The organism is Pseudomonas fluorescens group sp. PF-1, assembly GCF_054481335.1.
Genome location: NZ_JBTMNG010000002.1, coordinates 2,618,650 through 2,632,798 on the forward strand (window position 1 = coordinate 2,618,650; position 14,149 = coordinate 2,632,798).

The window sequence follows — 14,149 nt, forward strand, 5'->3', positions numbered from 1 at the left end:
GCCCGAAAAGTGGGGTTCAAGCCAAGGGGTTTAGGCCGTGCTCTAGTTCAGGGCAACCCAACGCTGGTTAATCAGCAATTCAATGGGTCGATATTGCGTCTTGTAGCTCATTTTTTTGCAGTTCTTGATCCAGTAACCCAGGTAGACCGCGTCCAGCCCCAGGCGCCGGGCCTCGCCAATCTGCCACAGGATCGCGAAACGCCCCAGGCTTCGGCGGTCTTCTGCAGGCTCATAGAAGGTGTAGACCGCCGACAGACCGTTCGGCAGAAGGTCGGTGACAGCGATGGCCAGCAGCCGCCCGTCGAGGCGAAATTCATAGAAACGCGAGAAAGGCAGGTCACGTACCAGGAATGTCGAAAATTGATCGCGGCTCGGCGGATACATGTCGCCATCGGCATGACGCTGTTCGATGTAGCGCTGGTAAAGGTCGAAATACTCTTCGCTGAAGCCTGGTTTTGCCGGGCGTACCTGCAAGTCGGCATTGCGTTTGAAAATGCGCTTCTGCTGACGGTTGGGGGTGAATTGTCCTACGGGGATGCGTGCAGGCACGCACGCATTGCAGTTTTGACAATGCGGCCGATAGAGGTGATCGCCACTGCGACGAAAACCCATTTCCGACAGGTCCGCATAGACATGCACATCCATGGGCTGGCTAGGATCGAGGAACAGGGTTGTAGCCTGCTCCTCTGGCAGATAACTGCAAGAGTGGGGCTGAGTGGCATAGAACTTCAAACGCGCCAACTCGGTCATGATCAACCCTCGGGATAAACTTTTAATTAGGGGGCGTCTCTAAGTGTAAGCCACGCGCGCGAAAGTCGCTCAGCAAACCCAGGTCGCACGGCTGGACTGGCCCAGGTACTGCGACAGATAGCCGGCAAACGCGCTGCGGGGAATCGCTCGCGCACCGAGGCTATGCAGATGGTCGGTCGGCATCTGGCAATCGATCAGCACGAAACCCCATTCTTTCAGGTGTTGCACCAAGGTGGCAAAGCCATACTTGGAGGCGTTGTCGGCGCGGCTGAACATGGACTCGCCGAAAAACAATTGCCCCATTGCCAGGCCGTACAGCCCGCCAACCAGTTCACCCTGATCCCAGACCTCCACCGAATGCGCATAACCGCGCTTGTGCAGCTCAAGATAGGCGTCCTGCATGGCTTGCGTGATCCAGGTGCCATCGGCGTAGTCGCGCGGTGCTGCGCAAGCACGGATGACGGCGGCAAAATCCTGGTCGAAGGTCACCTGATAGCGTTGTTGGCGCAGCAATTTGTTCAGGCTGCGCGAGACGTGCAGTTCGTCGGGAAAAAGTACGGTGCGCGGGTCCGGCGACCACCAGAGAATCGGCTGGCCTTCCGAGAACCAGGGAAAGCAACCGTGCCGGTACGCCCGGATCAGCCGGTCGGCGGACAGATCGCCGCCGGCGGCCAGTAGACCATTGGGGTCGCGCATGGCTTTATCCAGCGGCGGGAACGTCAGGGTATTGCGTTGTAACCAAGTCAGCATGGCGTCCGGGCTTGCAGAGAGGGGAGGGTAGTGGCGATTGTCGGCCCACCACCCAGTGTGCCGTCAAGCGGCGGGAATGTCGTCGAGGTATTTTTCCGCGTCCAGTGCCGCCATGCATCCTGCTCCGGCGGAAGTGACGGCCTGGCGATAGACGTGGTCGGCCACATCGCCGGCGGCAAATACCCCGGCGATGGCCGTCGCTGTGGCATCGCCTTCGCTGCCACCCTTGACCAGCAGGTAGCCGTCACGCATTTCCAGCTGGCCGGTGAAAAGGTCGGTGTTGGGCTTGTGGCCGATGGCAATGAACACGCCGGCGAGCGGCAGCTCCTGGGTGTCTCCGGTGTGGCTGTCACGCAGACGCGCACCGGTGACGCCACTGGCATCGCCCAACACTTCATCCAGATGCTGGTTCCAGTGCAGGCGGATATTGCCATTGGCGGCTTTCTCGAAGAGTTTGTCCTGAAGGATCTTCTCCGAGCGCAACTTGTCCCGACGGTGAATCAGATGCACTTCCCTGGCAATGTTGGACAGGTACAACGCTTCTTCAACCGCCGTATTGCCGCCACCGATCACGGCGACGACCTGATTGCGATAGAAGAAGCCGTCGCAAGTCGCGCAAGCCGAAACCCCTTTGCCGGCAAACGTTTCTTCCGAGGGCAGTCCCAGGTATTGCGCGGAGGCTCCAGTGGCAATAATCAGCGCATCGCACGTGTAGGTTCCGCTGTCTCCCGTGAGTTCAAACGGGCGCTGTTGCAACTTGGCCGTGTGGATGTGGTCGTAGACGATCTCTGTGTCAAAACGTTCGGCGTGTTTTTGCATGCGCTCCATCAGGGCAGGGCCTGTGAGGCCTTCGACATCGCCGGGCCAGTTATCGACTTCGACGGTGGTGGTGAGCTGGCCACCTGCCTGTATGCCGGTAATGACAACGGGTTTGAGGTTGGCGCGGGCGGCATACACGGCTGCGCTGTAACCGGCGGGGCCGGAACCCAGAATGATCAGGCGGTGATGCTTCGCTTCGCTCATAAAAACACCTCATAAGCCTTTGTCACAAAAGAGAATGCGTGCTCAAATTGAGTCGCACGTGATGTGCTTTTGACTATGCTGCAACCTAAGGTTTCAAGCATGGCATCGGACGAACAAACCCGTACAATGCGTGGCTGTCACAGTGTTTGTAACAAAATAAGCAGTGCGTTTCGTGTTTATAAAAACCGAGGCGCAATGTTAAAAGTAGTACTTGTTACGCCCGTTAACTTTTTACCTGCCTGGATTGGGCAGTTTTTTTGGCAGTTTTTATAGTCATTCAACAGATGGACGCGCCATAGGCGCAGGAAAAGAAGCGTTTTGAAGAAATCCACCGCAGCACCTAAACCAGCCGTCGTTCCGCTCTGGCGCCAGCATTTGCACTACCGACTCAAGGAAGGTGCATTGATCGCCATTGGTGCCTTGTGCCTGTTCCTGATGATGGCCTTGTTGACCTATGGCAAGGACGATCCGGGGTGGAGCCACAACAGCAAGATCGACGACGTACAGAATTTCGGCGGGCCGGCGGGCTCCTATAGCGCCGATATCCTGTTCATGGTGCTCGGTTATTTCGCCTACGTCTTCCCGCTGCTGCTGGCGATCAAGACCTACCAGATATTCCGTCAACGCCACGAGCCATGGCAGTGGAGCGGCTGGCTGTTTTCCTGGCGGCTGATCGGCCTGGTGTTTCTGGTGCTGTCCGGCGCTGCGTTGGCGCACATCCATTTCCATGCCGCGACCGGGTTGCCGGCCGGTGCTGGCGGCGCGCTGGGGGAAAGCCTCGGCGATCTGGCAAAGAACGCCCTGAACATCCAGGGCGGAACGCTGCTGTTCATTGCGCTGTTCCTGTTTGGCCTGACGGTGTTCACCGACCTGTCCTGGTTCAAGGTGATGGACGTCACCGGCAAGATCACCCTCGACCTTTTCGAACTGTTCCAGGGCGCGGCCAATCGCTGGTGGGCGGCCCGTACCGAGCGCAAGCAACTGGTCGCGCAGTTGCGTGAAGTCGATGATCGCGTGCATGACGTGGTCGCGCCGACCGTCACCGACAAACGCGAGCAGGCCAAGGTCAAGGAGCGCCTGATCGAACGTGAGCAGGCGCTGAGCAAGCACATGTCCGAGCGCGAGAAGCAGGTACCGCCTGTGATCGCGCCGGCCCCGGTCAAGGCGCCCGAGCCAAGCAAGCGCGTACAGAAAGAGAAACAGGCGCCGCTGTTCGTCGACAGCGCCGTGGAAGGCACCTTGCCACCGATCTCGATTCTCGACCCTGCGGAAAAGAAACAGCTCAATTACTCACCGGAGTCCCTGGCGGCGGTCGGTCACTTGCTGGAAATCAAACTCAAGGAATTCGGCGTCGAAGTTACCGTGGACTCGATCCATCCGGGTCCGGTGATCACCCGTTACGAAATCCAGCCGGCGGCCGGGGTCAAGGTCAGCCGTATCTCCAACCTGGCCAAAGACCTGGCGCGCTCCCTGGCCGTGACCAGTGTGCGGGTCGTGGAAGTGATTCCCGGCAAGACCACGGTCGGTATCGAGATCCCCAACGAAGACCGCCAGATCGTGCGTTTCTCCGAAGTGCTCTCGACGCCCGAGTACGACAATTTCAAATCGCCGGTCACCCTGGCCCTGGGCCATGACATCGGCGGCAAGCCGGTGATCACCGACCTGGCGAAAATGCCTCACCTGCTGGTGGCCGGTACCACCGGTTCCGGTAAGTCGGTGGGCGTGAACGCGATGATCCTGTCGATCCTGTTCAAGTCCGGCCCGGAAGACGCCAAGCTGATCATGATCGACCCGAAAATGCTCGAGCTGTCGATCTACGAGGGCATTCCGCACCTGCTTTGCCCGGTCGTCACCGACATGAAGGACGCCGCCAACGCCCTGCGCTGGAGCGTTGCCGAGATGGAGCGGCGCTACAAGCTGATGGCGAAGATGGGCGTGCGAAACCTGTCGGGCTTCAACGCCAAGGTCAAGGAAGCCCAGGACGCCGGCGAGCCGTTGAGCGATCCGCTGTACAAGCGCGAAAGCATCCACGACGAAGCGCCGTTGCTGCAAAAGCTGCCGACCATCGTGGTGGTGGTCGACGAATTTGCCGACATGATGATGATCGTCGGCAAGAAGGTTGAAGAACTGATTGCCCGTATCGCGCAGAAGGCGCGTGCCGCCGGTATTCACTTGATTCTTGCGACCCAGCGTCCGTCGGTGGACGTGATCACCGGTCTGATCAAGGCCAACATCCCGACCCGCATGGCGTTCCAGGTTTCGAGCAAGATCGACTCGCGCACCATCATCGACCAGGGCGGCGCCGAACAGCTGCTGGGCCATGGTGACATGCTGTACATGCCGCCGGGCACCAGTCTGCCGATTCGCGTCCACGGTGCGTTCGTTTCCGATGACGAGGTACACCGGGTGGTCGAAGCCTGGAAACTGCGCGGTGCGCCGGAGTACAACGACGACATTCTCAACGGTGTCGAAGAGGCCGGTAGCGGCTTTGAAGGCAGCAGCGGTGGTGGCGACGGCGATGATCCCGAAGCTGATGCGCTGTACGACGAGGCGGTGCAGTTCGTTCTGGAAAGCCGTCGCGCGTCCATTTCCGCGGTTCAGCGCAAGCTGAAAATCGGCTACAACCGCGCTGCGCGCATGATCGAAGCCATGGAAATGGCCGGGGTCGTGACGTCCATGAACACCAACGGCTCGCGTGAAGTCCTGGCCCCCGGCCCGGTGCGCGACTGACCTGATTTTTGAAGGACGGCGTCTTGAGGCGCCGTCCGCACTCCCACGAATATTATGAGGACTCCCATGCGTCTTATCCGCATGCTGTTGCCGGTACTGGCCTTGACCACGCTCTCGGCCCACGCCGATGAAAAGGACGTGGCGCGTCTGACCCAACTGCTGGAAAAATCCCAGACCCTGACCGCACGTTTCTCCCAGTTGACCCTCGATGGTACAGGCACCCAATTGCAGGAAACGGCCGGTGAAATGTCCCTGCAACGCCCGGGATTGTTCTACTGGCACACCAATGCGCCAGCCGAACAGACCATGGTCTCCGACGGCAAGAAAGTGACCCTGTGGGACCCCGATCTGGAGCAGGCCACCATCAAGAATCTCGACCAGCGCCTGACCCAGACCCCAGCCTTGCTGCTGTCCGGTGACGTGTCCAAGATCAGCCAGAGCTTCGACATCAGCGCCAAGGAAGCCGGCGGCGTGATCGACTTCACCTTGAAGCCGAAAACCAAGGACACCCTGTTCGACAGCCTGCGTCTGTCGTTCCGCAATGGCCTGGTCAATGACATGCAATTGATTGACAGTGTCGGTCAGCGCACCAATATCCTGTTCACTGGCGTGAAGGCCAACGAGCCGATCCCGGCTTCGAAATTCAAGTTCGACATCCCCAAGGGTGCGGACGTGATCCAGGAATAACACACAACACCCTTGTAGGAGCGAGCCTGCTCGCGATGGGCGTTAACGATAACGCTGGCGGCCTGACACCCAGCGGTGCCCTTGAGTCCATCGCGAGCAGGCTCGCTCCTACAGTGGGGACGGTGTTCAATTGAGGTTTCAGAGGTAGTGATGGACCTGTTTCGCAGTGCCCCGATTGCCCAGCCATTGGCCGCCCGTTTGCGCGCGACCAATCTGGACGAGTACGTCGGTCAGGAACACGTGCTCGCTCGCGGCAAGCCATTGCGCGAAGCCCTGGAGCAGGGTGCCCTGCATTCGATGATCTTCTGGGGGCCGCCGGGCGTGGGCAAGACCACCCTGGCGCGTCTGCTGGCGGAAGTCTCGGACGCGCACTTCGAAACGGTGTCGGCGGTGTTGGCCGGGGTCAAGGAAATCCGCCAGGCCGTGGAAATCGCCAAGCAACAGGCCGGGCAATACGGCAAGCGCACCATCCTCTTCGTCGATGAGGTTCATCGCTTCAACAAGTCGCAGCAGGATGCGTTCCTGCCGTACGTCGAAGACGGCACGCTGATTTTCATCGGCGCGACCACGGAAAACCCGTCTTTCGAACTCAATAACGCCTTGCTCTCTCGTGCCCGCGTCTACGTGCTCAAGAGCCTCGACGAAGCGGCGCTGCGCAAACTGGTGCGGCGTGCGTTGACCGAAGAGCGTGGCCTGGGCAAGCGCCAGCTGACCTTGAGCGATGAAGGCTTCCAGATGCTGTTGTCGGCCGCCGATGGCGATGGCCGGCGCCTGCTCAATTTGCTGGAGAACGCCTCGGACCTCGCCGAAGACAGCAGCGAGATCGGCGTCGATCTGCTGCAAAGCCTGCTGGGCGATACCCGTCGGCGTTTCGACAAGGGCGGCGAAGCGTTCTACGACCAGATTTCCGCGCTGCATAAATCCGTACGCGGCTCCAATCCCGATGGCGCGTTGTACTGGTTCGCGCGAATGATCGACGGTGGATGCGATCCGCTGTACCTGGCCCGGCGCGTGGTGCGCATGGCCAGCGAAGACATCGGCAATGCCGACCCGCGGGCGCTGAGCCTGTGCCTGGCGGCGTGGGAGGTGCAGGAGCGCCTCGGCAGCCCCGAAGGCGAACTGGCGGTGGCCCAGGCCATCACCTACCTGGCCTGCGCGCCGAAAAGCAACGCGGTGTACATGGGCTTCAAGGCCGCGATGCGCAGCGCCACCGAGCACGGTTCCCTGGAAGTGCCACTGCACCTTCGCAATGCCCCGACCAAACTGATGAAACAGCTGGGCTATGGCGACGAATACCGTTATGCCCACGATGAGCCGGATGCCTATGCCGCCGGCGAAGACTATTTTCCGGAAGAACTCGAGCCTCAACGCTTCTATCAGCCCGTACCACGTGGCCTGGAATTGAAGATTGGCGAGAAGCTCAATCACCTCGCACAACTGGATCGTTTAAGCCCCCGGCAGCGGAGAGAATAGTGGTTCCCCTGATCATTGCGGTTTCCGTCGGCGGGATGGCCGGCACGCTGTTGCGCTTCGCCACCGGTAACTGGATCAACGCTAATTGGCCGCGGCACTTCTATACCGCGACGCTGGCCGTTAATATCGTCGGCTGTTTGCTGATCGGCTTTCTATACGGTCTGTTTTTGATCCGCCCGGAGGTGCCGTTCGAGGTGCGCGCCGGGCTAATCGTCGGCTTCCTCGGAGGGCTGACGACTTTTTCATCCTTTTCACTGGATACGGTGCGCCTGCTGGAAAGCGGGCAGGTGCCGCTGGCCCTGGGCTATGCTGCCATCAGCGTATTCGGCGGGCTGCTCGCCACCTGGGCTGGCCTGTCCTTGACCAAACTTTGATAACGAGAGACCGACATGCTCGATTCCAAACTGTTACGTAGCAACCTTCAGGACGTAGCGGACCGCCTGGCATCCCGTGGCTTTGCCCTGGATGTTGCGCGCATCGAAGCGCTGGAAGAACAGCGCAAGACCGTCCAGACCCGCACCGAAGCCCTGCAGGCTGAACGTAATGCGCGCTCCAAATCCATCGGTCAGGCCAAGCAGCGCGGCGAAGACATCGCGCCGTTGATGGCCGACGTCGAGCGCATGGCAGGCGAGTTGAGTGCCGGCAAGGTCGAGCTGGACGCGATCCAGACTGAACTGGACTCGATCCTGCTCGGTATTCCAAACCTGCCGCACGAGTCGGTGCCAGTCGGCAAAGACGAAGACGACAACGTCGAAGTGCGCCGCTGGGGTACGCCAACCGCATTCGATTTCCCGGTTCAGGACCACGTGGCCCTGGGCGAAAAATTCGGCTGGCTGGACTTCGAAACCGCCGCCAAGCTCTCCGGCGCCCGTTTCGCCTTGCTGCGTGGCCCGATTGCCCGCCTGCACCGCGCCCTGGCCCAGTTTATGATCAACTTGCACGTCACCGAGCACGGCTATGAAGAGGCTTACACACCTTATCTGGTCCAGGCCCCGGCGCTGCAAGGCACTGGCCAGTTGCCCAAGTTCGAAGAAGACCTGTTCAAGATCGCCCGCGAAGGTGAGGCCGATCTGTACCTGATCCCGACCGCCGAAGTGTCCCTGACCAACATCGTGGCCGGCGAAATCGTTGATTCGAAACTGCTGCCGATCAAGTTCGTTGCCCACACCCCATGCTTCCGCAGTGAAGCCGGTGCATCGGGCCGCGACACCCGTGGCATGATCCGCCAGCACCAGTTCGACAAGGTCGAAATGGTGCAGATCGTGGAGCCATCGACCTCGATGGAAGCCCTGGAAGGCCTGACCGCAAACGCCGAGAAAGTCCTTCAGTTGCTGGAGCTGCCATACCGCACCCTGGCGCTGTGCACCGGCGACATGGGCTTCAGTGCAGTCAAGACCTACGACCTGGAAGTGTGGATCCCGAGCCAGGACAAGTACCGTGAAATTTCGTCGTGCTCCAACTGCGGCGATTTCCAGGCCCGTCGCATGCAAGCACGTTTCCGCAACCCGGAAACCGGCAAGCCTGAACTGGTCCACACCCTGAACGGTTCCGGCCTGGCAGTCGGTCGTACCCTGGTGGCGGTGCTGGAGAATTACCAGCAGGCCGACGGTTCGATCCGTGTGCCTGAAGTGCTGAAACCGTACATGGGTGGCCTCGAGGTCATCGGCTAAATGAACTATCTGCCGCTGTTCCATAACCTTCGCGGCAGTCGTGTGTTGGTCGTCGGCGGGGGGGAGATTGCCTTGCGCAAATCCCGCCTGCTGGCCGATGCCGGTGCGCTACTGCGGGTGGTCGCACCTGAAATCGAAACCCAATTGAGCGAACTGGTCGCCCTCAGCGGTGGCGAGTGCGTGCTGCGTGGGTACGTCGAGGCGGACCTGGACGGTTGCGGGCTGATCATTGCCGCCACCGATGACGAATCGCTGAACGCACAAGTCTCCTCCGATGCCCATCGGCGTTGCGTGCCGGTCAATGTGGTGGACGCGCCGGCCCTGTGCAGCGTGATCTTCCCGGCCATCGTCGACCGCTCGCCGCTGGTGATTGCCGTGTCCAGCGGCGGCGATGCGCCAGTCCTGGCGCGTTTGATCCGCGCCAAGATTGAAACCTGGATTCCCTCTACCTACGGTCAACTGGCCGGTCTGGCGGCACGCTTCCGTAATCAGGTCAAAGGCCTGTTCCCGGATGTGCAACAGCGCCGGGCGTTCTGGGAGGACGTGTTCCAGGGTCCGATTGCCGACCGGCAGCTGGCCGGGCAGGGCGCCGAAGCCGAGCGTTTACTGCAAGCGAAAATTGACGGTGAAGCACCCGTGGCGACCGGTGAGGTGTATCTGGTCGGCGCCGGCCCCGGTGATCCCGACTTGCTGACCTTCCGTGCCCTGCGCCTGATGCAGCAAGCCGATGTGGTGCTGTACGACCGCCTGGTGGCGCCGGCAATTCTCGAACTGTGTCGGCGTGATGCCGAGCGGGTTTATGTCGGCAAGCGTCGCGCCGATCACGCCGTGCCGCAGGATCAGATCAACCAGCAACTGGTGGACCTGGCCAGGCAAGGCAAGCGTGTGGTACGGCTGAAAGGCGGTGATCCGTTCATCTTCGGCCGTGGCGGTGAAGAGATCGAGGAACTGGCAGCCCAAGGCATCCCGTTCCAGGTCGTGCCGGGCATCACGGCGGCCAGCGGTTGCGCGGCGTACGCCGGGATTCCGCTGACTCATCGTGATTACGCGCAGTCGGTGCGGTTCGTCACGGGGCATCTCAAGGACGGTTCCACCGATCTGCCGTGGGCCGATCTGGTTGCGCCGGCGCAGACCCTGGTGTTCTACATGGGTCTGGTAGGCCTGCCGATCATCTGCGAGCAGTTGATCAAGCATGGTCGCGACGCCGATACCCCGGCGGCATTGATCCAGCAGGGCACCACGGTCAATCAGCGGGTATTTACCGGCACCCTGTCCGATCTGCCACGGCTGGTGGCGGAGCATGAAGTGCATGCGCCGACGCTGGTGATCGTGGGTGAGGTGGTGCAACTGCGCGAGAAACTGGCGTGGTTCGAAGGGGCTCAGGCGCAGGTCTGAAAACCGGGTTGCGCCCTTCGCTAGCAGGCTGGGTCCCACAGGGGGGTTGTGAACGACACAAATCCTGTGTGGGACCCAGCCTGCTAGCGATGGGGGCCTGAAAAACGGCACAACTTCAGGCCTTGCGCCAAACCCCTTTACCGCTCAACCGCTCCCGATCATGGGGCGCGGTGAAATCCTGTTCCGGGCCTTTGGGCACGATACCGGTCGGGTTAATGGTCTTGTGGCTACCGTAGTAGTGATGCTTGATGTGGGTGAAATCCACCGTCTCGGCAATCCCTGGCCACTGATAAATCTCCCGCAGCCAGTTCGACAGGTTCGGATACTCGGCAATCCGCCGCAGGTTGCACTTGAAGTGCCCGTAATACACCGCGTCGAATCGAATGATTGTGGTGAACAGACGGATATCCGCTTCGGTCAGGTATTCCCCCGTCAGGTAACGGTTCGCCCCCAGCAATTGCTCCAGTCGATCCAGTTCGGCGAACAATCCATCAAACGCTTCTTCATAAGCCTGTTGCGATGTGGTAAACCCCGCACGGTACACGCCGTTGTTGACCGCCGGATAAATCCGCTCGTTCAGCGCATCGATCTCGCTGCGTAGTGGTGCCGGGTAGAAGTCCAGGTCGTTGCCGGTCAATGCGTCGAACGCGCCATTGAACATGCGGATGATTTCCGCCGATTCATTGTTGACGATGCGTTGCTGTTGTTTGTCCCACAGCACCGGTACGGTGACGCGGCCGGTGTAGTTGGCGGTATCGGCGGTATAGCGCTGGTGCATGAAGTCGAAGTGATCGAGTTTGTCGCCGGTTGAGCCGTGGGACTTGTCGAAGGTCCAGCCGTTTTCCAGCATCAAGTAGCTGACCACCGATACGTCGATCAGCTTTTCGAGACCCTTGAGTTTGCGCAGGATCAGCGTGCGATGGGCCCACGGACAGGCCAGGGAGACATAAAGGTGATAACGACCGGCCTCGGCCGTAAAGCCGCCGACACCCGTCGGTCCCGGCTGGCCGTCGGCCGTGACCCAGTGACGGCGCTGCGCCTGTTCACGCTGAAACGCGCCGTCCTTGCTGCTTTCGTACCACTTGTCCTGCCAGCGGCCCTCGACTAATAAACCCATGCTCAGACTCCTCAACCAATAATCGTTGGAGTCGAGTCTATTCCCATGAGTTCGAACAAAAAGCGCAAAGGTTGGGCAGTTATGATCGATTAAATCGATTTGTCCCGGGCATCCCAGTAACGCTGTGCGGTTTCGAACGCTTGCTCGCGACTTTGTCCGAGGCCGCGCAACGCCAGGGCCATAGTGGAAATCAGGGCCATCTGCGGATAGCTGTCGACCACATCCCCTCGCCAGACGGCTTTGAGGTGCTCGGGGTCGAGGCTGGCCGGTTTGACATGGCGCTGGCTCGACAGCTGCGGCCATTCCTCGTCCCAGCTCTCGCCGCCCGTGGTGCCATACAGGTGGCTGTCGGCATCCGGGTTGATCTCGATTTCGCCACCATCGCCCTTGATCACAATCGCGGTGTCGCCGAGCAGGCCGCTGGCATCGCGGTGCACCGCCTGATAACCGGGATGGAAAATACTTTGCAGGCCGCAGCGTGCACCCAGCGGGTTGAGAATGCGCGTCAGGGAATGGATTGGCGAGCGCAGGCCCATGGTGTTGCGCAAGTCGATCATCCGTTGCAGCTGCGGCGCCCAGTCCACCAATGGCATGAACGCCAGGCCGGCGTTGTCGAGCGCCTCGCCGACCTGCTGCCAGTTGCGGCACAGCGGGATCTGCAAAGCCCCCAGCAATTGTTCGCTGTACAGGCGACCGGCCGTGTGGGCGCCGGCGCCGTGCATGAAGATGCGTACGCCGTTCTGCGCCAGGCATTTGGCCGCCAGCAAATACCACGGCAAATGACGCTTCTTGCCAGCATAGGTCGGCCAGTCCAGGTCCACCGCCAGTGAGGGTGGCTGCAAGCGCTCACGCAAGGCTTCGGTGAAGCCTGCCATTTCCTCGGCGCTTTCTTCCTTGTGCCGCAGCAGCATCAGGAACGCGCCGAGCTGGGTGTCTTCGACCTTGTCGTCGAGCACCATGCCCATGGCTTCGCGGGCTTCCTCGCGGGTCAGGTCGCGGGCACCGCGCTTGCCTTTGCCGAGAATCCGCACGAATTGGGCGAACGGGTGTTCGGCGGGGGTTTCGAGGGTCAGCGCTGGGTAGTCGGTCATAAGCAATTCGTCGGTTTGGGCAGGCCCGCCAGTTTCGCGGCGAGTTTGGCGGGGGTGCCTTTGAACAGTCGGTTCAGGTGCAGGCTGTTGCCCTTGGTCGGGCCGAGTTTCAAGGCGGTGTATTTGATCAGCGGACGGGTGGCCGGCGACAACTGGAATTCGGCGTAGAAACTGCGCAGCAGTTCGAGAATTTCCCAGTGCTCGGGGCTCAACTCAATGTCTTCGGCCGCCGCCAGGGCGCTGGCGACGTCGGCAGACCAGTCACTCAACTCGACCAGAAAACCGTCCTTGTCCAACTCGATGGTACGGGCGCCGACTGTCAGGGAATTCATAGCCACGTGTTGACCTTGTCGTGTTGGATCGACAGCTCGACGAAGGCCGGGTAATCGATGGCCCTGGCCCAGTCAGGAACGTCGATGGCCCGGGCCTGGGCATCTTCGGCCAGCACGTAGAGTTTCAGGCCACGGGTTTGAAGCGTGGCGAAAGGCACTGTGCCCGGCTGCAAGGCATAAGCTGCGTCGCCGGACAACAGCAACGCGTCTGTGGCGCCGATGATGCGCAGGCAACTGCTCAGGCGCGAGTCACCGAACGGGGAGTGAGACAACACATGCAAAGTCGACATCAGAGGGTGATCACCTGGTCGTAACGGTCAATGAGGGCGGTGATTTCGCCGGCTGTCAGCGGTCCGGCTTCTTCCAGCGACAGGGCGCCAGGGTCCAGGCCACGTTCGGCGGCGCTGTCGGCACAGAAAAACAGCGCTTCGACGCCGAACATCGGCAGGGCCTGCAGGTTGGCGCTCAGGTCTTTCTGTTGCAGGGATTTGGCGTCCTGTCTGGCGGCGAGCTGGAACACGCCGTCGTCGAGAAACAACAGGCCGATGGGCAGGTCGAAGGCACCGCCGGCCAGCACGATGTCCAGCGCTTCGCGCGCGCCGGGGCCGGACCAAGGCGATTGGCGACTGATGATCAATAAGGATTTGGCCATCTCAAGCGCCTCCGAAACAGATCAGGCGGTCGGCGTCCTGAACGGCGTCATGCAACTGACCCAGGCCGGACAATTCCCATGGCGCGTCGACGGCGACGGCTTCACGTTGATAGCGCCTGGCTTCTTCTTCGTTCAGCACACCACGGCGCAAGGCGGCGGCGATGCACACCACTCCATCCAGCTGGTGCTCGGAAACAAAGGTGCGCCATTGCTTGGGCACGTCCTGCTCGTCCTGGGGCGTGACCACGCTGCTGGAGGCGTTATACACGCCGTCCTGGTAGAAAAACAGCCGGACAATTTCATGCCCGCCGGCCAGCGCGGCCTGGGCGAACAGCAGGGCACGGCGCGAGGAGGGTGCATGGGCGGCGGAAAACAGCGCGATGGCGAACTTCATGACGGACTCGATCAGCGAAACTGCGGCCATGATAAAGCTTTATCGGCGGGGCGGCGAAGGGCGTTTTCGCGGGGACCGGGTTGCC

At 60.9% G+C, this 14,149-nt stretch carries 15 protein-coding genes; 6 read left to right on the forward strand and 9 right to left on the reverse strand.

What is annotated here, in order from left to right; translation table 11 throughout:
* Positions 1-42: 42 nt before the first annotated feature.
* The 3 genes from ACX3YD_RS26915 to trxB all read right to left on the reverse strand — a co-directional run bounded on the left by ACX3YD_RS26915 (position 43) and on the right by trxB (position 2,523).
* Positions 43-750 carry an arginyltransferase gene (locus ACX3YD_RS26915; protein WP_047527699.1) on the reverse strand — a complete coding sequence of 236 codons (708 nt, stop codon included), beginning with the start codon at positions 748-750 and terminating at the stop codon, positions 43-45.
* A gap of 69 nt (positions 751-819) precedes the next feature.
* Positions 820-1,500, reverse strand: a complete 681-nt coding sequence (gene aat / locus ACX3YD_RS26920; RefSeq protein WP_458961465.1) for a leucyl/phenylalanyl-tRNA--protein transferase — start codon at positions 1,498-1,500, stop codon at positions 820-822.
* 63 nt (positions 1,501-1,563) lie between these two features.
* Positions 1,564-2,523, reverse strand: a complete 960-nt coding sequence (gene trxB / locus ACX3YD_RS26925; protein WP_458961466.1) for a thioredoxin-disulfide reductase — start codon at positions 2,521-2,523, stop codon at positions 1,564-1,566.
* A gap of 318 nt (positions 2,524-2,841) precedes the next feature.
* Here trxB and ACX3YD_RS26930 point away from each other — a divergent pair, with 318 nt between their 5' ends.
* From ACX3YD_RS26930 to cysG, 6 genes are all read left to right on the forward strand, one after another.
* Entirely contained in the window at positions 2,842-5,253 is a 2,412-nt protein-coding gene (locus tag ACX3YD_RS26930; protein WP_081997843.1) for a DNA translocase FtsK, read from the forward strand.
* A gap of 66 nt (positions 5,254-5,319) precedes the next feature.
* A complete protein-coding gene (gene lolA, locus ACX3YD_RS26935) occupies positions 5,320-5,940 on the forward strand; it encodes an outer membrane lipoprotein chaperone LolA (RefSeq protein WP_047527704.1) in 621 nt (206 codons plus the stop codon).
* 150 nt (positions 5,941-6,090) lie between these two features.
* A complete protein-coding gene (locus tag ACX3YD_RS26940; RefSeq protein WP_458961467.1) occupies positions 6,091-7,413 on the forward strand; it encodes a replication-associated recombination protein A in 1,323 nt (440 codons plus the stop codon).
* Positions 7,413-7,787: a fluoride efflux transporter CrcB gene (gene crcB / locus ACX3YD_RS26945; protein WP_047527706.1), complete on the forward strand. Its 375-nt coding sequence runs from the start codon at positions 7,413-7,415 to the stop codon at positions 7,785-7,787. Before ACX3YD_RS26940 ends, crcB begins: the two co-directional genes overlap by 1 nt.
* Positions 7,788-7,802: 15 nt before the next feature.
* A complete protein-coding gene (serS, locus tag ACX3YD_RS26950; RefSeq protein ID WP_458961468.1) occupies positions 7,803-9,083 on the forward strand; it encodes a serine--tRNA ligase in 1,281 nt (426 codons plus the stop codon).
* Complete coding sequence (gene cysG / locus ACX3YD_RS26955) at positions 9,084-10,478, forward strand: siroheme synthase CysG (RefSeq protein ID WP_458961469.1); 1,395 nt, start codon at positions 9,084-9,086, stop codon at positions 10,476-10,478.
* Positions 10,479-10,593: 115 nt separating this feature from the next.
* On the opposite strand, the gene ACX3YD_RS26960 is transcribed toward cysG, so the two are convergent.
* From ACX3YD_RS26960 to tusD, 6 genes are all read right to left on the reverse strand, one after another.
* A complete protein-coding gene (locus ACX3YD_RS26960; RefSeq protein WP_458961470.1) occupies positions 10,594-11,595 on the reverse strand; it encodes a glutathione S-transferase family protein in 1,002 nt (333 codons plus the stop codon).
* Positions 11,596-11,684: 89 nt separating this feature from the next.
* Complete coding sequence (locus ACX3YD_RS26965) at positions 11,685-12,686, reverse strand: glycosyl transferase family protein (protein WP_458961471.1); 1,002 nt, start codon at positions 12,684-12,686, stop codon at positions 11,685-11,687.
* The gene (locus ACX3YD_RS26970) at positions 12,683-13,018 is read right to left on the reverse strand and encodes a TusE/DsrC/DsvC family sulfur relay protein (RefSeq protein ID WP_103405071.1); all 336 of its coding nucleotides are present in this window, start codon (positions 13,016-13,018) and stop codon (positions 12,683-12,685) included. Before ACX3YD_RS26970 ends, ACX3YD_RS26965 begins: the two co-directional genes overlap by 4 nt.
* Complete coding sequence (gene tusB, locus ACX3YD_RS26975; protein WP_103405072.1) at positions 13,015-13,308, reverse strand: sulfurtransferase complex subunit TusB; 294 nt, start codon at positions 13,306-13,308, stop codon at positions 13,015-13,017. The genes ACX3YD_RS26970 and tusB overlap by 4 nt, the downstream gene beginning before the upstream one ends.
* Positions 13,308-13,670 (reverse strand): sulfurtransferase complex subunit TusC, encoded by a 363-nt coding sequence (gene tusC / locus ACX3YD_RS26980; protein WP_090468439.1) that lies wholly within the window; start codon positions 13,668-13,670, stop codon positions 13,308-13,310. The genes tusB and tusC overlap by 1 nt, the downstream gene beginning before the upstream one ends.
* A gap of 1 nt (position 13,671) precedes the next feature.
* Positions 13,672-14,064 (reverse strand): sulfurtransferase complex subunit TusD, encoded by a 393-nt coding sequence (gene tusD, locus ACX3YD_RS26985; RefSeq protein WP_458961472.1) that lies wholly within the window; start codon positions 14,062-14,064, stop codon positions 13,672-13,674.
* Positions 14,065-14,149 lie beyond the last annotated feature (85 nt).

Excerpts from the sequence above, each read along its gene's own strand:
- ACX3YD_RS26915 (WP_047527699.1), bottom strand. The coding sequence starts at position 750 with ATGACCGAGTTGGCGCGTTTGAAGTTCTATGCCACTCAGCCCCACTCT.
- aat (WP_458961465.1), bottom strand. The coding sequence starts at position 1,500 with ATGCTGACTTGGTTACAACGCAATACCCTGACGTTCCCGCCGCTGGAT.
- trxB (WP_458961466.1), bottom strand. The coding sequence starts at position 2,523 with ATGAGCGAAGCGAAGCATCACCGCCTGATCATTCTGGGTTCCGGCCCC.
- lolA (WP_047527704.1), top strand. The coding sequence starts at position 5,320 with ATGCGTCTTATCCGCATGCTGTTGCCGGTACTGGCCTTGACCACGCTC.
- ACX3YD_RS26940 (WP_458961467.1), top strand. The coding sequence starts at position 6,091 with ATGGACCTGTTTCGCAGTGCCCCGATTGCCCAGCCATTGGCCGCCCGT.
- serS (WP_458961468.1), top strand. The coding sequence starts at position 7,803 with ATGCTCGATTCCAAACTGTTACGTAGCAACCTTCAGGACGTAGCGGAC.
- cysG (WP_458961469.1), top strand. The coding sequence starts at position 9,084 with ATGAACTATCTGCCGCTGTTCCATAACCTTCGCGGCAGTCGTGTGTTG.
- ACX3YD_RS26960 (WP_458961470.1), bottom strand. The coding sequence starts at position 11,595 with ATGGGTTTATTAGTCGAGGGCCGCTGGCAGGACAAGTGGTACGAAAGC.
- ACX3YD_RS26965 (WP_458961471.1), bottom strand. The coding sequence starts at position 12,686 with ATGACCGACTACCCAGCGCTGACCCTCGAAACCCCCGCCGAACACCCG.
- ACX3YD_RS26970 (WP_103405071.1), bottom strand. The coding sequence starts at position 13,018 with ATGAATTCCCTGACAGTCGGCGCCCGTACCATCGAGTTGGACAAGGAC.
- tusB (WP_103405072.1), bottom strand. The coding sequence starts at position 13,308 with ATGTCGACTTTGCATGTGTTGTCTCACTCCCCGTTCGGTGACTCGCGC.
- tusC (WP_090468439.1), bottom strand. The coding sequence starts at position 13,670 with ATGGCCAAATCCTTATTGATCATCAGTCGCCAATCGCCTTGGTCCGGC.
- tusD (WP_458961472.1), bottom strand. The coding sequence starts at position 14,064 with ATGAAGTTCGCCATCGCGCTGTTTTCCGCCGCCCATGCACCCTCCTCG.